This is a genomic window from Streptomyces sp. NPDC006624, from assembly GCF_040611555.1.
Lineage (GTDB): Bacteria > Actinomycetota > Actinomycetes > Streptomycetales > Streptomycetaceae > Streptomyces.
Genome location: NZ_JBEXOM010000001.1, coordinates 1 through 18,657, shown reverse-complemented (window position 1 = coordinate 18,657; position 18,657 = coordinate 1). Strand labels below are relative to the sequence as shown.

Annotated in this window: 14 protein-coding genes and 3 pseudogenes; 16 read left to right on the top strand and 1 reads right to left on the bottom strand. The window is 75.9% G+C overall.

Features of this window, described 5'->3' with window-relative positions; translation table 11 throughout:
* The first annotated feature begins 96 nt into the window (after positions 1-96).
* The 9 genes from ABZY20_RS00085 to ABZY20_RS00045 are packed head-to-tail and all read left to right on the top strand — an operon-like array spanning position 97 to position 10,735.
* A complete protein-coding gene (locus tag ABZY20_RS00085) occupies positions 97-1,248 on the top strand; it encodes a glycosyltransferase family 4 protein (RefSeq protein WP_356434272.1) in 1,152 nt (383 codons plus the stop codon).
* Complete coding sequence (locus ABZY20_RS00080; RefSeq protein ID WP_356434269.1) at positions 1,245-1,985, top strand: class I SAM-dependent methyltransferase; 741 nt, start codon at positions 1,245-1,247, stop codon at positions 1,983-1,985. The genes ABZY20_RS00085 and ABZY20_RS00080 overlap by 4 nt, the downstream gene beginning before the upstream one ends.
* Positions 1,982-6,154 carry an alpha-(1->3)-arabinofuranosyltransferase gene (locus tag ABZY20_RS00075; protein ID WP_356434266.1) on the top strand — a complete coding sequence of 1,391 codons (4,173 nt, stop codon included), beginning with the start codon at positions 1,982-1,984 and terminating at the stop codon, positions 6,152-6,154. Before ABZY20_RS00080 ends, ABZY20_RS00075 begins: the two co-directional genes overlap by 4 nt.
* Entirely contained in the window at positions 6,151-7,398 is a 1,248-nt protein-coding gene (locus ABZY20_RS00070) for a condensation protein (RefSeq protein ID WP_356434264.1), read from the top strand. The genes ABZY20_RS00075 and ABZY20_RS00070 overlap by 4 nt, the downstream gene beginning before the upstream one ends.
* Positions 7,395-8,141, top strand: a complete 747-nt coding sequence (locus ABZY20_RS00065) for a class I SAM-dependent methyltransferase (protein ID WP_356434261.1) — start codon at positions 7,395-7,397, stop codon at positions 8,139-8,141. Before ABZY20_RS00070 ends, ABZY20_RS00065 begins: the two co-directional genes overlap by 4 nt.
* Before the next feature lie 15 nt (positions 8,142-8,156).
* Positions 8,157-9,062 carry a hypothetical protein gene (locus tag ABZY20_RS00060; protein ID WP_356435960.1) on the top strand — a complete coding sequence of 302 codons (906 nt, stop codon included), beginning with the start codon at positions 8,157-8,159 and terminating at the stop codon, positions 9,060-9,062.
* On the top strand, positions 9,059-9,280 hold the full coding sequence (locus tag ABZY20_RS00055) for a Trm112 family protein (RefSeq protein WP_356434258.1): 222 nt from the start codon (positions 9,059-9,061) through the stop codon (positions 9,278-9,280). The genes ABZY20_RS00060 and ABZY20_RS00055 overlap by 4 nt, the downstream gene beginning before the upstream one ends.
* Positions 9,277-10,104 (top strand): FkbM family methyltransferase, encoded by an 828-nt coding sequence (locus tag ABZY20_RS00050; RefSeq protein ID WP_356434255.1) that lies wholly within the window; start codon positions 9,277-9,279, stop codon positions 10,102-10,104. The genes ABZY20_RS00055 and ABZY20_RS00050 overlap by 4 nt, the downstream gene beginning before the upstream one ends.
* On the top strand, positions 10,070-10,735 hold the full coding sequence (locus ABZY20_RS00045) for a hypothetical protein (protein WP_356434252.1): 666 nt from the start codon (positions 10,070-10,072) through the stop codon (positions 10,733-10,735). Before ABZY20_RS00050 ends, ABZY20_RS00045 begins: the two co-directional genes overlap by 35 nt.
* Positions 10,736-10,750: 15 nt before the next feature.
* On the opposite strand, the gene ABZY20_RS00040 is transcribed toward ABZY20_RS00045, so the two are convergent.
* A complete protein-coding gene (locus ABZY20_RS00040) occupies positions 10,751-11,629 on the bottom strand; it encodes a hypothetical protein (RefSeq protein ID WP_356434249.1) in 879 nt (292 codons plus the stop codon).
* Positions 11,630-11,745: 116 nt separating this feature from the next.
* On the opposite strand from ABZY20_RS00040, the pseudogene ABZY20_RS00035 reads away from it, so the two are divergent.
* From ABZY20_RS00035 to ABZY20_RS00005, 7 genes and pseudogenes are all read left to right on the top strand, one after another.
* Positions 11,746-11,940, top strand: a pseudogene (locus tag ABZY20_RS00035) (hypothetical protein); the annotation flags it as partial.
* Positions 11,937-13,382: an acyl-CoA synthetase gene (locus ABZY20_RS00030; RefSeq protein WP_356434246.1), complete on the top strand. Its 1,446-nt coding sequence runs from the start codon at positions 11,937-11,939 to the stop codon at positions 13,380-13,382. The pseudogene ABZY20_RS00035 and the gene ABZY20_RS00030, both read left to right, overlap by 4 nt.
* Positions 13,375-14,724, top strand: coding sequence for a carboxyl transferase domain-containing protein (locus ABZY20_RS00025; RefSeq protein WP_356434244.1), 1,350 nt, complete (start codon positions 13,375-13,377; stop codon positions 14,722-14,724). The genes ABZY20_RS00030 and ABZY20_RS00025 overlap by 8 nt, the downstream gene beginning before the upstream one ends.
* 81 nt (positions 14,725-14,805) lie before the next feature.
* Positions 14,806-15,114 (top strand): annotated as a pseudogene (locus ABZY20_RS00020) (CU044_2847 family protein); the annotation flags it as partial.
* Positions 15,115-15,338: 224 nt separating this feature from the next.
* Entirely contained in the window at positions 15,339-17,066 is a 1,728-nt protein-coding gene (locus ABZY20_RS00015; protein ID WP_356434242.1) for a trypsin-like peptidase domain-containing protein, read from the top strand.
* 89 nt (positions 17,067-17,155) lie between these two features.
* Positions 17,156-18,163 carry a MoxR family ATPase gene (locus ABZY20_RS00010; protein ID WP_356434239.1) on the top strand — a complete coding sequence of 336 codons (1,008 nt, stop codon included), beginning with the start codon at positions 17,156-17,158 and terminating at the stop codon, positions 18,161-18,163.
* Positions 18,153-18,657: pseudogene (locus ABZY20_RS00005) on the top strand (hypothetical protein); the annotation flags it as partial. The gene ABZY20_RS00010 and the pseudogene ABZY20_RS00005, both read left to right, overlap by 11 nt.

Genomic DNA, 18,657 nt, shown 5'->3' with positions numbered 1-18,657 from the left:
AGAGCTCAGGCCCCCCACAGGCCGCCGCCAGCGGCGGCCGCACCCCACCGTTTTCCCCACGCTGAGTTCCACACCCCGAAGCGAGTTGGAGCACCCATGCCCCAGCACGTACCGTCCCGGCTGCGCGCGGTGTCCCCCAGCACTCCGCAGCACACCCCGGCGCCTCCCCCACATCCGCGCCGGATCGTCTTCCTCGCCCATCGTGATCTGGGCAATCCCTCCGCCGGCGGCTCCGAGCTGCTGGTCGACAGGCTCGCCGACGGACTGACCCGGCAAGGTCACCAGGTGACCCTGCTGTGCGGAGGGCCCGCAGCCTTCCGCGACTACCGGGTCGTGTCGGCCGGCGGCCCCTACGGGCACTACCTGCGCGCCCGGTCGGCCTTCGCCCGGCAGGTCGGTGACTGCGACCTGCTGGTCGAGGTCTGCAACGGCATGCCGTACCTGGCGCCGCTGTGGCACCGGGGACCGACGCTGTGCCTGGTCAACCACGTCCACACGGACCTGTGGCCGATGCGCTTCGGCGGGCCGCTGGCCCCGGCGGCGCGGATCGGCCGGAGACTCGAGCACTGGGCGCTGACCGGGGCGCGGCAGCGCGGTCTGCTGGTCGCCGTGTCCTCCTCGACCGCGCACGCCCTGCGGGCCATCGGGGTCGAGCGGGAGCGCATCCGGGTCGTGCACAACGGGGTCGAGGAGCCGGGGCCGCGCGCCGACCGGTCGCCGGAGCCGTTGTTCGTCGCCGTCGGGCGGCTCGTCGAGTACAAACGGATCGATCTGCTGCTGCGGTTGTGGGAGCGGGTGCGGCCGGTGACCGGCGGGCGGCTGGTGATCGTCGGGGACGGGCCCGAGCGGGCCCGCCTGGAGCGACTGGCCGGTCCCGGTGTCGAGTTCACCGGGTACGTGACGGAGGCCGAGAAGCACCGGCTGCTGTGTGCGGCCTGGCTGCTGCTGCACCCCTCCGCCGTGGAGGGGTGGGGGCTGGTCGTGACGGAGGCGGCGGCCCGCGAGACGCCGGCGGTCGCCTTCGACGTGCCCGGTCTGAAGGACTCCGTGGTCGACGGGGAGACCGGCGTCCTCGCCCGGGGCGAGTCCTCGTTCGCGGCGGCCTGGTGCGCGCTCGCCCTGTCCGGGCGGCGCCGGGAGCTGATGGGCAAGGCGGCCAGGGAGCGGGCGGCGCAGTTCCGCTGGGACCGCACGGTGCGGCAGTTCGGTGCCGTCGCCGCGGAGGCGGTGCGGGGCTGGGCTCCGTGAAAGATCCCTCCCTGAAAGACCCCTCCCTGCGAAGATCGATCGCCCTGTTCCGTGCCTTCCTCCGGGAGCAGGAGGACCCCCAGGGCTGCTACACGCTGCTGGCCCGCGACGCCGTCGACCAGGTCGAGGCCTGTGACGGCCCGGTCGCCGGCCGGACCGTGCTCGATGTCGGGGGCGGCGGCGGGTACTTCACCGAGGAGTTCCGCCGGCGCGGCGCCCAGGCCTACCTCTTCGAGCCGGACCCGGCCGAACTCGGTGCGAAGCCGCCCGCGTCGGCCGTCGTCGCCGACGGCTACCTGCTGCCGCTGCGGGACGGCGTCGCCGACGTCACCTTCTCCTCCAACGTGCTGGAGCACGTCGCCGACCCGGAGACGTTCCTCAGCGAGCTGGCCCGGGTGACGCGGCCGGGCGGGCTGATCTACGTGTCGTTCACCAACTGGCTGTCGCCGTGGGGCGGGCACGAGTGGGCCCCGTGGCACTACCTCGGCGCCGAGCGGGCCCGGGCCCGTTACGCGCGGCGGACCGGCAGGCCCGCCAAGCACACCCTCGGCGAGAACCTGTTCGCGGTGCACATCGGCTCCACCCTGCGGCAGGTGCGGGCCCGCGACGACGTCACGGTCGTCTCGGCGCGCTCCCGCTACTGGCCCTTCCTCGCGGAGACCGTCGTCAAGGCGCCCGGGATCCGCGAGTTCGCCACCTGGAACCTCCTTCTCCTACTGCGGCGGTGTCCCCCATGACGACCACGGTCCAGGCTCCTCCCCCGGCAGCCGTCCCCACCACCGCGACGGCGGCGGGCCCGCCCGACGGGCCCCGGTCGCGGCGCTGGCTGCTGGGTTTCTGGGCCGTGGTGTTCGTGCTGTTCCTCGCGGTGCAGCCGGGGCGGCAGACCTTCGACACCAAGCTCGGTGTCACGGTGGACCCGGGGCAGTTCCTCGCCGACCTCGGGCAGTTGTGGCACGACCGGGCCGGGTTCGGCGGCATCCAGGACCAGTACGTCGGCTATCTGTGGCCGATGCTGCCGTTCTACTGGCTGTGCGACCTCGTCCGGTTGCCGGTGTGGCTGGCGGAGCGGCTGTGGCTGTCGGTCATCGTGTCCGTCGCCTTCTGGGGGGCGCTGCGGCTGGCCGAGCGGCTGCGGGTGGGCAGCTCGGCGTCCCGGCTGCCGGCGGCCGCGGCGTACGCGCTGTGGCCGCTGTTCACGACCGTCATCGGCTCCACGTCGGCCGCGGCGCTGCCCGGGGCGTTCCTGCCGTGGGTGCTGCTGCCGCTGACGGACGAGCGGTACGCGGCCCGGGTCGCCGCGCTGCGTTCGGCGCTGATCGTGCCGTTCATGGGCGGGGTGAACGCCTCGGCGACGCTGGCGTCCCTGCTGCCGGCCGGGCTGTACCTGCTGTCCCGGCCGCCGGGGCCGCGGATGCGCAAGCTGATCGCCTGGTGGGCGCCGGCCGTGCTCGTGGTCACGGCCTGGTGGTGGATGCCGCTGCTGCTGCTCGGCGTGTACGGCGAGAACTTCCTCCCCTATATAGAGACCGCGGAGACGACCACCGACACCATGTCGGCGGCCGAGGCGCTGCGCGGCGCCGGGAACTGGGTGGCCTATCTGCACTTCGGTGAGGCCTGGCTGCCGGCCGGCTGGACCGTGGCCTCCTCCGTCCTGGTCGTCGTGTGCTCGGCGCTGGCGGCCGCTCTGGGCCTGGCCGGGCTCGCCCGGCGCGACATGCCCGAGCGGCGGTGGCTGGTGCTGACGGTGCTGGTGACGGCGCTGGTGCTGCTCGCCGGGTACGGCGGGGCGTTCGGGGCGCCGTTCCACGGGCTCGTGCAGGGCTGGCTGGACGGGTGGCTGTCGCCGTTCCGGAACATCTACAAGTTCCAGACGGGGCTCGCCCTGGCCCTGGTGCTGGGCCTGGCCCATCTGGTGGGCGTGGCGGCCGAGCCGCGCGGGGCCCGGCCGGTGCGCGGGCGGCGGTACGCCCCGCTGGTCGCGACCGTGCTGATCCTGCCGGGGCTGCTGTGGCCGTACCTCAACGGCTCGATCCTCAACCCGGGTTCGTTCCGCGAACTCCCCGCCTACTGGCAGGCCACCGCCGACTGGCTGGAGAAGTACTCGCCCGACTCCCGCGCCCTGGTCGTCCCGGCGACCGCGCACGGCGTCTACACCTGGGGCTCCCCCATCGACCAGCCGCTCGACGTGCTCGCCGGGTCGCGCTGGGCGCAGCGGGACTACGTGCCGTTCGGCACGCCAGGCAACCGGCGCGCGATGGACGCCGTCGAGCAGGCGCTGATGTCCGGTGCCGAGGTGCCGGGCCTCGCCGACTACCTGAGCCGGGCGGGGCTGTACTACGTCGTCGTGCGCAACGACCTCGACCCCGACCAGATCGGCTACGTGCCGACCACGACCGTCAAGCGCACGCTCGAACAGTCCGGGTACGAGCGGGTGACGGGCCTCGGGCCGGTGATGACCGGCGGCCGGATCGCGCAGGACGCGCCGCTGCAGGTCGAGGGGCTGTACCCGCGGCAGCGGGCCGTGGAGATCTACCGGCCGGCCGGTGCCGACGTCGTCCGGCCCGGGCAGGCCGGGGTGCTGCCGGTCTCCGGCACCGCCGTGGTGTCCGGCGGACCGGAGGCGCTGCTGCCGCTGGCGTCGCGGCTGCGCGGCCGGCCGGCCGTGCTGACCGGCGACCGCCACCCCGGGCTCGGCACACCCGCCGTGCAGGTGGTGGGCGACGGGATGCGGCGCGCCGACACCCGGTTCGGGCTGGTCAACGCCGGTACGTCGTACACCTACACGCGAGACGAGCGCAACGCGCCCGGCGCCCAGCAGGACCCGGGCGAGCAGCCGCGCCAGATCCTCCCGGCCGAGGGCACACGGCACCAGACGGTGGCCGAACTGCGCGGCGCCGACTCGGTGTCGGCGTCCTCGTACGGCAACTGGCTGTTCCACCTGCCGCAGTACGACCCGGTGAACGCCTTCGACGGCGACCCCGGCACCGCCTGGGCGGAGGGCTCGCCGGACACCCCGGACGGGCAGTGGCTGCGCATCGGCTTCACCGGCCGCTACACCATGCCGTCCTCGTTCGAGGTCACGCCGCTGCCGCAGGCGAGCGTGCGGGCGGCGCCGACGAAGGTGCGGGTGGAGACCGAGAAGGGCTCGCGGACGAGCTTCCTGCGGCCGAACGGCATGACCCAGCGGATCAAGGCGCCCGAGGGCGCGACCCGCTGGATGAAGCTGACGATCGCCGGCTCGGTGGAGCGCCGGGCCGGGCTGACCGGCGCGGGCTTCTCCGAGATCGCCCTGCCCGACGTGCAGGTGACCCGGCTGCTGCGGCTGCCGTCCGACGCGGACCGGGCCACCGCCGACGCCACCGTCGTCTCCCTGCACCGCGCCTCCGACCCGACCGGCCTGTCCGCGACCGGCACCGAGGCCGGTCTGCACCGCCGCTTCACCACGCCTTCGGGCGGCACGTACGAGGTGAAGGCGCGCGCGGTGCCGGTGCCGGGCGCGGGACTGGACGAGCTGCTGTACGAGGTCGCGCCCGAGCAGCGGGCCCGGATCGTCGCCACCGCCGACTCCACGGCACGCCTGGGCGCGGGCCTCGGGGCGCGCAACCTCACCGACGGCGACCTGACCACGGCGTGGATCGCCGGGGACCGGCCCACGATCCATCTGCGCTGGGAGGGCAAGCAGCCGGTCGGCGAACTGGTCCTGGCCCCCGCGGGGGGCCTGTCCGCGCGGGCCTCGAAGGTGCACATCTCCTCGCCGGACGGCGCGGCGATCGCCGGTGTCGACGAGAACGGCTGGGTGCGCTTCCCGCCCCTGACCACCGACCGCCTCGACGTCACGGTCACCGAGACGGCCCCGCTGACCCTGCACAACCCGGTCGCCGACGAGGACCTGCAACTGCCCGTGGGCCTGACCGAGGCCTACCTGCCGGCCCTCGACTCCTACCGCACCCCGCAGCCGGACGGCACCCGGACGTTCTCCCTGCCGTGCGGCAAGGGGCCGGACGTGGCGCTGGACGGCGAGCTGTACCAGACCGGCGCGCAGGGCACCGTGCGGGACCTGGTGGAGCGGCGGGGCGTGGAGGTGACGCTCTGCCAGGAGGGCCGGCCCGACGGTACGGTGCCGTTGTCCGCCGGTGAGCACCGGCTGGAGGGCGGCGACGCCGGCCCGCTCGCGCTCACGGACGTCACACTGACCCGCGGCACGGTCCCGGAGGCCGCCACGGCCGGGCGTGACCTGCGCGTGAGGGACTGGCTGGGTGACCGGCGCGCGGTGACCGTCGGCTCGGGCGCCGCCTCCTACCTCACCACCTACGAGAACGTCAACGACGGCTGGCGGGCCACGCTCGACGGCGAGGAGCTGACGCCGGTACGGCTGGACGGCTGGCAGCAGGGCTGGCGGATCCCCGCCGGGGCGGGCGGCACGGTCGAGCTGTCCTACGAGCCCGCCACGACGTACGACGCCGGGCTGATCGGCAGCGGCGCGGGCATCGCGGTCCTGCTGGGCCTGGCCCTGTGGCGCCGCCGCGCGCCCAACCCCGACGCCCCGCAGCCGGCCCCGCCGCTGCCCGGCCTGTGGCTCGGCACGGTGGCGCTGACGCTGGTCGCCGTGGTGATCGCGGGCTGGTTCGCGCTGCTGGTCCCCGCGCTGGCCCTGCTGGCGGCGCGACGGCACGCGCTGCTGGTGCCGATCGCGTTCACCGCCCTGGCGGGCGCGGGTGTCGTGGCCGCGTCCGGCGCCGGGGAACCGGTGGGGGCGGGCGAGGGGGCGTTCGGGCACCTGGCCCAACTGCTGGCGCTCATCGGCCTGTTCGCGGCGCTGGTGAGCCTGCGCGAGGGGCCGTCCGCACAGGCTCCGGCCCCGCGGTCGCCCCGGACGGACGAGGGAGAGGGCAAGGCCGTATGACGGCACCGGTACGCGTCCCGTTCCCGGTGGTGGACGAGGTCTCGCGGCACTGCCTGCGGGAGGAGGAACCGGAGACGGTGCACATCGAGGTCCACCTGCCCGGCCCGCTCGACCCGGCGCGCCTGCGCACCTCGTTCGTCAAGGCGCTGCACCGGCACCCGCGGATCCTGATGCGGGAGGCGCGGGGGCCGTGGTGGCGGCGGCGGTACGAGTGGGAGCTGACGGGCGGGCCGGACGCGGAGGTGGTGACCTTCGCCCCGGCCGGCCCGGACGCGCTGCGCGACGCCAGGAACCGGGCCCTGGCCCAGGCACCGCCGCTGTCGGTGTCCCCGCCGGTACGGCTGGAGGTGGTGGGCTCGGTCCTGGTGCTCACCATCAACCACACCGCCCTGGACGGCCCGGCCTGCCTGCGCGTCCTGGCGACGGCCGCCGAGCTGTACGGAGGCCGGGACAACTCCCCCGCGGCGCCCCCGACCCGGGCCGGCGCGGCACCGCGGGAGACCCCGGACATCCCGGTGAGCTGGGCGCCACCCGCCCGGGTGGCGCCGGGCACCCCGGACCCGTCCCCCGGCAACGGCATGCTGGTGACCGAACTGCCTCTGCCGCACCGCCCCAAGGGCGCGCCCTACACCGTCAACGACCAGCTCATGGTCAGCACCGCGCTGACCATCGCGCACTGGAACAGGGAGCACGGGTCCCGGCCCCGCCCGCTGCGCATCACCATGCCCGTGGACGACCGGCCCCGCGACGCCGGCATGCCCATCGGCAACGGCACCCGCCTGGTCGAGGTCCCGTTCACGCCGGGCGAGCTGGACCGCCCGGACCTGCCCGTCCTGCTGCGCCGCACCGCGGAGCGGACCCGTGCCCTGAAGTCCCTGCCGCGCCCCCAGCTGGGCCACGGCGCCGCCCTCCTCACCGCCCCCTGGGCCCCGGTCGCCGCCCGGGCCGCCCTCACCCGTACGCTCCGCCGGGCGGCCGCACCCTGGACGTCGACGACCCTGCTCAGCAACATCGGCCGCATCCCCTACCCGCTGGACTTCGGCGAGGAGGCGGGCCGCGCCCGGGCGGTCTGGTTCTCGGCGCCCGCCCGGATGCCCCGCGGACTGACCGTGACCACCGCCTCCACCGCCGGCCGCCTCCACCTCGTCCTGCGCTGGTCGCGCGCCCTGCTCGGCGACGGCGACGGCGCCCGTCTGCGCGACCTGTTCGCGCACCACCTGCACACCACGGAGGCCCCGCGATGACCGCCGCACGGACCACCGCCGGGCACCCGAAGGACCTCCGCGACTTCTACGAGAACCCCGCCGTGCCGGTCGCCTCCGGCACCCCGCGCAGCCTGCGCCAGGCCCACATGCTCGCCCGGGCGCTGGGCCACGCCCGGACCACGGGCCCGCGCACCGTCCTCGACATCGGCTGCGGGGACGGCACCGCCGCCGCCACCGCCGCCCCGCTGCTGCCCGGCCACCGCCTCGTCGGCGTCGACTGGTCCCAGGACGCCCTCAGGCGCGCCCGCACCCGCATCCCGTACGCGGTCAGGGGCGAACTCACCGGCGGCGGGCTGCCGTTCGCGTCCCGGTCGGCCGACGCCGTGCTGTTCAGCGAGGTCATCGAGCACCTCGTCGACCCGGACGCCGCGCTCGACGAGATCCGGCGGGTCCTGCGGCCGGGCGGCCATCTGATGCTGTCCACCCCGAACCTGGCCGCCTGGTACAACCGGGCCCTGCTGCTGGCCGGGGTGCAGCCGGTGTTCTCGGAGGTGAGCCTGCGCGGTATCCACGGCCGCCCGGGCACGGAGGTCGTGGGCCATCTGCGGCTGTACACCCCGCGCGCCCTCAAGGAGTTCGTCGCCGCGTCCGGGTTCACCGTCGTCCGGCTCGAAGGCGCCCCCTTCCACGGCGTGCCGCGTCCGCTGCGGCCGCTGGACCGGCTGGCCTGCGTCCGGCCTCAGCTCGCCTCGATCCTGCTGCTGCACGCGCGGAGGACGTAGCCCATGTGGTGGGGAGTGGCCGCGGCGCTGCTGGCGAACACCCTGTACAGCCTGGGTTTCGTGCTGGAGAAGCGGGCCCTGACCGCGCTGCCGGAGGTGAGCATCCGGCAGCCCGCCCGGCTGCTGCGGCTGGTCGTCGGCAGCCCTCTGTGGATCGGCGGCTCCCTCGCCCTCGCCGCCGGTTTCGCCGCCCAGCTCGTCGTCTACCGGACCCTGCCGATCGCCGCCGCCCAGGGCATCTTCGTCTCCGGCCTGGTGCTGCTGGTGCTGCTGTCGTCCCGGCTGCTCGGCGAGGAGACCAGCGGCCGGGAACGGTACGCGCTGGGCGCGATCCTGCTCGCGCTGCTGATGGTGGTGCTGTCCCTGCGCGAGGGCTCCGACACCGCCGGCCAGGACGCGCCCCACCAGCTGATCCTGCTGGTGTGCGTGCCGTCGCTGGCGGCCGGGGTGTGGCTGTACGGCTCCGCCGAGCGGCGCACCCGCAACCGGCACCGCCGTCCGACGACCGGTGTCGAGTACGGCGTGGCCGTGGGCCTGCTCTACGGCGTCAGCTCACTGGCCATCAAGGGCGTCTCCAGCCATCTGACGACCAGCGGCATCGGTGGTGCGCTGCTGGACCTGCTGAGCTCCCCGTATCCGTATCTGCTGCTGTTCACCGGCGTGTTCGGCCTGGTGATGTCGCAGGCGGCGCTGCAGCGCTGCCGGGCCTCGCTGATCGTGCCGGTGTGCACCACCGTGACCTCCCTGTTCACGGCGGTGCTGGGCACGCTGTCGTTCGGCGAGTCCCTGCCGGACGAACCGCTGCGCCTGGCCCTGCGGGTGGCGGGCACGGCCCTGGCGGTGGCCGTGCTGCTGACCATGCCCAAGCACGACACCGCTCACCGACCGAACGACACTGCCGAGGAGTTGGCCTCCCCATGAAGCCCGACGACCCGCTGCTGAAGATCCTGGCCTGCCCGCTCGACAAGGGCCCGCTGCATCTGCTGGCCGAGGAGGCGGGGCGGGAGGAGGCGCTGTACAACCCGCGGCTGCGCCGCCGCTACCCGGTGATCGACGGCATTCCGCAGCTGCTGCCGTCCTCCGGTGAGCAGGTCCCCGACGACGTGCACGAGGAACTGCTCAAGAGGATGACGCCGTGACCAGCCTGGCCGCCCGGCTCGCGCCCTTCCTGCCCGCCCGGCTGGTGGCCGCGACGGCCCGGGCGCTGTATCCCCGGTTCGAACCGGAGCTGTCCCGGCTCGGCGAGCTGATGCCGCCCGGCTGCGGCACGGCGGTGGACGTCGGCGGCTGGTACGGGCCGTGGACGCACCGGCTGTCGGGCCGCGCCGAGCGGGTCGTGGCGATCGAGCCGGTGCCGCATCTTGCCCGGCTGCTGGCCGCGGGGGCCCCGCCGAACGTCCGGGTGGTGCGCGCGGCGGCCTCGGACCGCCCGGGCATCGCCCGGTTGTGGCTGCCGTCCGGCGACTCGGGCGACCGGGGCGTGTCCTCGCTGGTGCGGCGCGACATCCACGGGCGGGCGCTGGACGTCCCGTGCGTCACGCTGGACGACCTGGCACTGCGCGACGTCGGCTTCATCAAGATCGACGTGGACGGCAACGAGGCGGCGGTGCTGCGCGGCGCGACGGGACTGCTGGCCCGTGACCGGCCGGCCCTGTTCGTGGAGCTGGAGGCCCGCATCCAGCCGATCGGGCCGGTGGTGACGTACCTGTCCCTGCTGGGCTACGAGGGCTGGGTGCTGCCGGGCGACAGCTGGGTGCCGCTGGCCGGGTTCCCCCTGGAGGCCCACCAGGCGGACACCTCCCACGTCGTCTCGCACGGCCTGCTGCGCCGGGTGCTGCCCTCGTCCCTGCTCAGGGGCCCGCGCTACGTCAACTCCGTGCTGTTCCTGCCCGACGGCCACCACCCGGGCCGGGCCCCGGTGGGCGACGATGGGACCCATGCCCTCCGCGAAACGCCCCGCTAGCCCCTTCACCCCGCTCGACTTCCAGCTGGTGCTGCTGCGCCGCATGGCCGACCACAACCCCGGCCCGGTGGAGGACGCCCGCCGCGAGCTGGGGGTGTCGATCGCCGGCATGCGGGAGGCCAACCGGCGCTGGCAGGCGATGGTCCGCTCCCCGCGCTCCCGCACGCCCCTGTCCCTCCCCCAAGTTCTCGACTCCGCTCGAACAGGGGGGACCCCCATCCGTGCGGTACTGGGCGAACCGGAGTCGCGTACGCCGCGCCGGATCGGCGACCTCGACTGCGAGGCGTGGCTGTGGCCGGTGCCCCTCTGGCCCGGCCTGCGCTTCGAGGTGCTCACCGCCCCGAACGGCGCGGTGTGGAACGAGTGGCTGGTCCGCGCCCCGGGCACCGAGGGCCCCGAGCTGCGCACGCTCGACGACCTCACCCCCTGGTCCTGCACGGTCGACGAGGCGGCCCGCGCCTTCGCCCCGGCCCGCCCCCTGGAGGGCACGGCGCCCACCCGGTGGGGCCTGGCGTTCACCGCGCCCGACGCGCGGGGCGTGCGGTGGGAGGTCGTCGCGGAGTTCACCTGGGGGCTGCTCCAGCGGGTGGCCGTCACCGGCCGGCAGGACCAGGGCGACGGCCCCGCGTGAAGGTCGTGGCCCAGGTCATCCGGCGGCGGCCAGCACCGCCTCGACGACCCGCGGCACGGAGTGCGGGTGCAGCCACAGGAACAGGTTCGGCTCGATCAGCTCCAGCTCCATCAGCCACGGATCGCCGTCCGGCCCGGTGACCAGGTCCACGCGCGCGTACAGCAGCTCCGGGTTCCCGGGCACGGCGGCCAGGGCCCGCTCCGCGACGGCCAGTTCGGCCGCCGTGGGCTGCCAGGGCCGCAGGTCGGGGTGGGCGGTCTTGTCGGCGTCGTACGGTGTGCCCGGCGCGAGGACGGCGCCCTTGACGCCGGCGTGCAGCAGCCGCCCGCCGAAGAACTGCAGGGCCCGCTCGCCCTCGGTGTCGATGCTGCTCAGATAGGGCTGCACCATCACCGTGAACCCCTCGGCGTGCATCCGCTCGACCTGCCGTGCGGCGGCCTCGCGCTCCCCGGCCGGGTAGCGGCCGGCGTACCGGGCGCCGGCACCGGAGGCGGGCTTCACGACGTACTCGTGGCCGGTGGGCAGCTCGGCGGTCTCGCCGGGCGCGTAGTACCGGGTGGGCACGGCGGGCACCCCGGCGGCGGCGAGCTGCCCGAGGTACCGCTTGTCGGCGTTCCACCGCACGACCTCGACCGGGTTGACGAGCCGGGTCGCCCGCGCGCACCGCTCGGCCCACGCGGCGAACTCCGCGGCGCGCCAGCTGTAGTCCCAGGTGGAGCGGATGAGGGCCAGGTCGAACCGGGCCCAGTCGACGGCCGGGTCGTCCCAGGCGACGGCGACGGCATCGGCCCCCGCCTCCCGCAACGCGCCGACCAGCACCGGCAGGTCCCGGTCCTTGTGCTCCGCACCGCGCGCGTCGTAGGTGACGACGGCGATGCGCGGGGTGCCGGCCACGGCGGCTCCTCCTCGGTCGGACGATCGATCGGCTCGGGCCGCAGGCTAACAATCCCGTCTACGCCAGCGGCACCCTGGTCGGCCTTCCCCTTCCGGGGAGGCGTACGGCCGTGCCCACGATCGGCGCGATCGGCATGCCGGCCACCCCGGACATGGACCGCGAGCGTTTCTTCCGGCAGCTGATGGTGTACGGAGGAAGCGTGGTGGCGGTCGTACCGGCGGTGGCACGGCTGGTGGCGGTCGTCCCCGGCCGGGGACGGGCCCCGGTCCCGCGCAACCGCCCGCGACAGCCAAGGAGATCCCACGCGTGAACCCTCTCTTCCCGGCCCTGACCGACGCCCCCGGCGACACGCCGGCCCTCCGGTTCGGGGAGCGGTCCCTTTCCTACGCGCAGCTCGCCGCCGCGGCCGGGGCGCTGACGGGCCGTATCGGCGGGGCCGGGCGGGTCGCCGTCTGGGCGACGCCCACGATGGAGACGGCCGTCGCCGTCGTCGCCGCGCTGCTGGCCGGTGTGCCCGCCGTGCCGCTCAACCCGAAGTCCGGCGACAAGGAGCTCGGGCACATCCTGTCCGACAGCGCGCCCGGGCTCGTGCTCACGGCCCCGGACGACCGGCTCCCGGCCGCCCTGGACGGCCTCGCGCGCGTGGACGTCGACGTGCACGCGACCGGCCCGGTCCCCGGGGACCACGCCGGCGACGAGGCGCCCGCCCTGATCGTCTACACCTCCGGCACCACCGGCCCGCCCAAGGGCGCCGTCGTGCCGCGCCGGGCGATCGCCGCCACCCTCGACGCGCTGGCCGACGCCTGGCAGTGGACCGGTGACGACGTCCTCGTCCACGCCCTGCCGCTGTTCCACGTGCACGGCCTGGTCCTGGGCGTCCTCGGCCCCCTGCGGCGCGGCGGATCCGTGCGGCACCTGGGCCGGTTCAGCACCCAGGGGGTCGCCCGGGAGCTGAACGGCGGCGCGACCATGCTGTTCGGGGTGCCGACGATGTACCACCGGATCGCGGAGGCCGTGACGGGCGATCCGGAGCTGGTGAAGGCGCTGACGGGGGCGCGGCTGCTGGTGTCGGGGTCCGCCGCGCTGCCGGTGCACGACCACGGGCGGATCGCGACGGCCACCGGGCGGCGGGTGATCGAGCGGTACGGCATGACGGAGACGCTGATGAACACCAGTGTCCGGGCCGACGGCGAGGCCCGCCCGGGCACGGTCGGCGTGCCGCTGCCGGGGGTGGGGCTGCGGCTGGTGGAGGAGGACGGCTCGCAGATCACGGCGTACGACGGGGAGACGGTGGGCGAGATCCAGGTGCGCGGTCCGAACCTGTTCACCGAGTACCTCAACCGCCCCGACGCGACCGCCGCCGCCTTCACCGCCGACGGCTGGTTCCGCACCGGCGACATGGCGGTGCGCGACCCGGACGGCTGTGTCCGGATCGTCGGCCGCAAGGCCACCGACCTGATCAAGAGCGGCGGTTACAAGATCGGGGCCGGTGAGATCGAGAACGCGCTCCTGGAACACCCGGGCGTGCGGGAGGCGGCGGTGACCGGGGAGCCGGACGCCGACCTGGGCGAGCGGATCGTGGCGTGGATCGTCCCGGCGGATCCCCAGGCGCCGCCCGGACTCGCCGAGTTGGCGGACCACGTGGCACAGCGGCTCGCCCCGCACAAGCGCCCGCGGGTCGTCCGCCACCTCGACGCGCTGCCCCGCAACGACATGGGGAAGATCATGAAGCGGGCGCTGGCCCATGGCTGAGCGCCCGACCGCCCGCGAGACGCTCGCCGTCCTCGCCGACGAGGCCACCTTCGCCGAACTCCCCGCACCCGCGCGGAACACGAGGAACGCCAGGCCCGACGGCCCGCTCGGCTGGCCCGGCTACGGCGCCTCCCGCGCCCGCGCCGCCGAACGCACCGGCGAGCAGGAGTCGGTGGTGTGCGGCACCGCCCGCGTCGGCGGCGTCCGGGCCGTGCTGGTCGCGTTCGAGTTCGGCTTCCTCGGCGGCTCCCTCGGCGAGCGCACCGGCGACCTGCTCGAGGCGGCGTACGCGCACGCCCGGGAACGCCGCCTCCCGGTCGTGCCGCTGGTCGCCACCGGTGGCAGCCGGATGCAGGAGGGCATGCTCGCGCTGACCCAACTGCAGCGCGTGGCACGCCAGTCGGCGCTCACCCGCGAGGCCGGGCTCGCCCAGGTCGCCGTCCTGCGCGACCCGACCACCGGGGGCGGCTGGGCCACCCTGGGCGCGGGCGCCGACGTGGTCCTGGCGCTGCCCGGCGCCCAGGTCGGCTTCGCCGGCTCCCGGGTGCGCCCGGCGGACGCGGACCCGGCGGCGTACACGGCCGAGGCGCAGGTCGCGGCGGGCGCCGCGGACGCGGTCGTACGGCCGGAGGACCTGCGCGGGACGCTGGGGCGGTGGCTGCGGCTGCTGACGTCCCCGTCGCGCACGCCCGCCCCGCCGCCCGGGCCGCTGGGCGACACCGCGACCCTGCCCGCCACCGGCTGGGACGCCGTCCGGCGCGCCCGCTCCCGTCAACGCCCTCGTGCGGGAGCCTACTTGGACGCCTACTTCACCGAACGGGTCGCGCTCGGCGGCGACCGCTGCGGCGGCACCGACCCGGACGGCATGCTGTGCGGCTTCGGCAGCCACGAGGGCCGCACGATCGCCTACGCGGCCCAGACCGGCACCGCGACCCGCCCCGCCGGCTACCGCACCGCCGCCCGGCTGATCCGGCTCGCGGACCGGCTCGGCATCCCGGTGCTGACCCTGGTCGACACCCCGGGCGCCGCCAACGACGCGGAGGCCGAGCGGCAGGGCGCGGGCGCGGCGATCGCCGACGTGTTCGCCGCGGTGGCGTCCGCCCGGACGCCGGTGACCACCCTGGTGATCGGCGAGGGCGGCTCCGGCGGCGCGCTGGCGCTGGCCGCGCCCGGCAACACCTGGGCCACGCCGGACAGTTACTTCTCGGTGATCGCCCCGGAGCTCGCGGCGGCCATCCTCAAGCGACCACCCCGGGAGGTGGAGGCCACGGCCGACCAACTCCGCATCCGTCCACAGGACTTGGTGGAGCTGGGGGTGATCCGCGGGACGGTCGGACCGTGAGAGTTCGGTGGATGTCACGCACCCCGTTCCGCACCTTCCGTCACAATGGCGGTGCACAACGCGACGAGAGACGGGGATGGCATGGACGGGGTGGTCGAGTTCAGGACCGTTGACGGTGCCGTGGTCGCGGTGGAGGCGGTGCAGGAGCGGACCGGCTCCCGGCTGGTCTCCCGCGGCGACGGCACGGTGCGGGCGGCCCGGACCTTCGAGGGCGCCCTGGACGGGGTGCGCGCGGCGGCGGAGTCCGCACTGCGCGTGTTCCGGGACGGCACGCTGAAGCCCGACGGCGTCGAGATCGAGTTCGGGGTGAAGCTGTCCGCCGAGACGGGCGCGATCATCGCCAAGGGCAGCGCCGAGGGCCATCTGGTGGTCCGGCTGACCTGGTCCCCGTCCACGCCGGAGGTCCGGTCCGCGCCGGAGGAGCCGTCCTCGCCGGAGACCCCGTCCGCGCCGGAGAACCGGTCCACGCCGGAGGCCCCGTCCGCGCCGCGGACCCCACCGGCCTCCGGAGCGGCCCCGCCCGCACCCCGGACCCCGCCGCCACCACAGGCCCCGCCGGTTCCGCAGAGCCCGCCGGCCGCGGGCCCGGCCGCCCCGGAGGCCGGCGGCGCGTCATGACCAGCCCCGTCGACAATGCACCGGCCGCCGCCCGGGACGGCGGCGCCGAGTGGCACGCCCGCGTCGAGTTACGGGGCCGGGTGGCCGGAGCGGGCTTCCTGGTCACCCCGCGCACGGTGGTGACGTGCGCGCACGTCGCCGGGGACGGCGAGGACCTGACGGTCACCTTCACGGAGCGGCCCGGCACCCCGCCGGTGCCCGCCCGGATCGCCGCCCACGGCGGCTGGACCGGCGGCGCCACCGACCTCGGGGACCTGGCCGTACTGGAACTGGCCGAGGACGTGCCGATCGCCCCGGCCGCCCTGGCCCCGGTCGACGCCGCGCACGGCACGGCACCCCGCAAGCTCGTCGTCTACGGCTTCCCGGCCGGGTACGACGAGGGCGTCCTCACCGAACAGCGCGTCACGGCGGCCCAGTTGATCAAGCGGGAGTGGCTCCAGCTGGAGGCCTGGCACCCTGGCGGCCAGCCCCTGGCCCCCGGCTTCAGCGGGGCGGCGGTCGCCCTGGCCGACACCGGCGAGGTCGTCGGCATGGTCACGGCGGCGGCCGGCGGCACCGGCGTACGCACCGGCCGGATGATGCCCACCCAGGTCATGGCCCGCTACTGGCCCGACCTGCGGGGCCTCGTCCCCACCTCCGGCCACACCGGCGCCGACCGGGCCCGGCTGCGCGCCCTGGTGGAGCGGGCGGCCCGCGCGGGCGTCGACTGCGATCCGGTACGGCTCTACAGCGCGGCGGCCGACCCGTTCGACCCGCCGCCGCCCGAGGAGGGGTTCGACTCGCTGTGGTCGGCGGCCCTGTTCGTGCTGTGCGAACTCGACGGCCCGGGGGCGGCGCGGACCGTGGCCCGGTTCGCCGACCGGCTCCAGGCCCTGCTGCACACCCCGGCCGTGCAGCCCTCGGCACCCGAGTGGTCGCCGATCCTCGTCGAACTCGCGCACAGCGGCGCGGGGGACGGCCTGGTGCGCGTCGAGGTGTCCGCGTACAGCGAGGGGCGCCGGCACCCGGTGGACTCCGGCACGGTCGAGCGGCACCGCCTGCACGCCTACGTGGGCGAACGCATCGAGGCGGCGTTCCGGTACCTGACGCCCGGCGCGGACGAGCTGGTGGCGTTCGCGCTGCCCCGGGACTGGCTGGACTGGCCGGTCGACCGGTGGGAGAGCGCCCCGGACGACGCCACGCCGCTCGGCTGCGCCTACCCGCTGGTCGTCACCGACCACGCCCGCCGCAAGGCCAGCACCCGGCACGTCCTGACCCGGGCGTGGAAGCGGCTCGACACCCTGCCGGGGGCGCGCGTGCACCGCGTGGAGTGCGGCGGCCCGGAGGAGCCCGGGCGGCTGCGGATGCGGCTGCGGCAGCCCGGCGTCTGCCTCGCCGGGTTCGGCACCGCCCCGGCCGCCGCGCACCTCCGGCCGCACTTCCACACCTCCCTGACCGCGCCGGCCCCGGTGATCGTCTGGTCGCGCGACGGCTGCGGCTCGGGGCAGCAGGAGTGCGCGGGGACGGACGGCTGCACCGGCAAGGCCTTCCTCGACGCGCTCGACGCGTGCGTGGCGTCCGTGCCACCGGCGGAACTGCCGCGCCACATCCTGGCGCTCCGCGAGGAGGCCGACGCGGAGGAGGACCACTGGGCCCGCGGCATCCAGCTGCTGTGGGACGACCCGCGGGTCTTCGCCGACCCGCACGCCGCGGCCGCCGCGCACACGGGGTCGCCGGTGGCCTGACCCGCCCGCCACCCGCCCGCCCCCGGACCCCCGTCCGGCGCGTGACCGAGAGACACCCGCACGAAAACGGAGAGTGGAGACCACCCCCCATGCCGCACTGGTCCGTCTACACCGGCACCGACGAGCCGCACGACGGCATCGACCACCTCCCCGGCCCACCGCCCTGGCGCGCCTTCGACGGCGGCCCCGCCCTGCCGACGCCCCACGACGGCGACGACCTGTCGGCCGTCTCCCCCGACCGCGTGCACCGGGCGAAGTCGTACGTCGCCACCCCGGAGAGCGTCCGGCTCGTCAACGCCGCGCTGTGCCTGCGCCGCCCCCTGCTCGTCACCGGCCCGCCGGGCACCGGCAAGTCCTCGCTGGCCTACGCGGTGGCGCGGGAACTGCGGCTCGGCCCGGTCCTGCGCTGGAACATCACCAGCCGCAGCACGCTGGCCGACGGCCTCTACCAGTACGACCCGCTGTCCCGGCTGTACGCGGCCCGGGAGGGGCGCGACCGGCCCGGCGCGGTCGAGGACCACCTGCGCCTGGGCCCCCTCGGCACGGCGCTGCTCCCCTACGACCGGCCGCGGGCCCTGCTGGTCGACGAGATCGACAAGAGCGACCTGGACCTGCCGAACGACCTGCTGAACGTCCTGGAGGAGGGCCAGTACGAGATCCCCGAACTGGTCCGCGCCGCCCGCCACCCGGGCGACGGCACCGCCGAGGTCCTCGCCGACGGCACGGACGCCCCGGTCCCGGTGCGCCGGGGCCGGGTGCGCTGCCGTGCCTTCCCGTTCGTCGTGCTGACCAGCAACGGCGAACGGGAGTTCCCGCCCGCCTTCCTGCGCCGCTGCGTCCGGCTGAAGCTGCGCCGCCCCGACCGGGAGCAGCTCACCGGCATCGTCCGCGCCCACCTCGACACCCCCGCGCAGGAGGCGGACCGGCTGATCACCCGCTTCCTGGAGCGGGCCTCCGGCGGCGAACTGGCCACCGACCAGCTGCTGAACGCCCTGTACCTGACCGGCGTGGCGGGGCTGGACGCCGACTCCCGCGACGACCTCGCCGAGCAGCTGATGCCGTACCTCAGCGCGCCGGCCGACGGCGATGGCTTCTGACGCCGCGGCCGGGCCCCCGTCCCCGGTCGCCCGGCTGGCCGGCGCCCTGTCGGCGGCGGGGGCGGCACCGACCCCGCGGGAGCTCGCCGAACTGCTGTGGATGGCCTCCCTGCTGGACCCGGACGCGGACCCGCACCAGGCGGCGCCCCCGCAGGAGCCCGGGGACCCGCCCGCCCCGGCGGCCCGGACGGCCGGAGGCGGGCATACGGCCGTGCCCGCGTCCGGGAGGACCCCCGAGGCGCCCCCGCCCCCGCGGCGGGATCCGGCACCCCGGACGCACGGCCGCGTCCCGCTGACCCTGCCCGCCCCGCGCTCCGCACCGCCGCTGCCCGACGGCCCCGGAGGCGGCGGGCCCCCGCTGCTCGCCCCGGCGCCCCCCAAGCGCCCCCCCCCCCAGGCGCTGCCCCGCGCCCGGGGCCCGCGGAAGCGCACCGTGGCCACCCCCCCCGCGCCGGAGCGGGGCGGACCGGCCACCCCCCCCCCCAAACCCCCGC

Excerpts from the sequence above, each read along its gene's own strand:
- ABZY20_RS00085 (WP_356434272.1), top strand. The coding sequence starts at position 97 with ATGCCCCAGCACGTACCGTCCCGGCTGCGCGCGGTGTCCCCCAGCACT.
- ABZY20_RS00075 (WP_356434266.1), top strand. The coding sequence starts at position 1,982 with ATGACGACCACGGTCCAGGCTCCTCCCCCGGCAGCCGTCCCCACCACC.
- ABZY20_RS00070 (WP_356434264.1), top strand. The coding sequence starts at position 6,151 with ATGACGGCACCGGTACGCGTCCCGTTCCCGGTGGTGGACGAGGTCTCG.
- ABZY20_RS00065 (WP_356434261.1), top strand. The coding sequence starts at position 7,395 with ATGACCGCCGCACGGACCACCGCCGGGCACCCGAAGGACCTCCGCGAC.
- ABZY20_RS00055 (WP_356434258.1), top strand. The coding sequence starts at position 9,059 with ATGAAGCCCGACGACCCGCTGCTGAAGATCCTGGCCTGCCCGCTCGAC.
- ABZY20_RS00045 (WP_356434252.1), top strand. The coding sequence starts at position 10,070 with ATGGGACCCATGCCCTCCGCGAAACGCCCCGCTAGCCCCTTCACCCCG.
- ABZY20_RS00025 (WP_356434244.1), top strand. The coding sequence starts at position 13,375 with ATGGCTGAGCGCCCGACCGCCCGCGAGACGCTCGCCGTCCTCGCCGAC.
- ABZY20_RS00015 (WP_356434242.1), top strand. The coding sequence starts at position 15,339 with ATGACCAGCCCCGTCGACAATGCACCGGCCGCCGCCCGGGACGGCGGC.
- ABZY20_RS00010 (WP_356434239.1), top strand. The coding sequence starts at position 17,156 with ATGCCGCACTGGTCCGTCTACACCGGCACCGACGAGCCGCACGACGGC.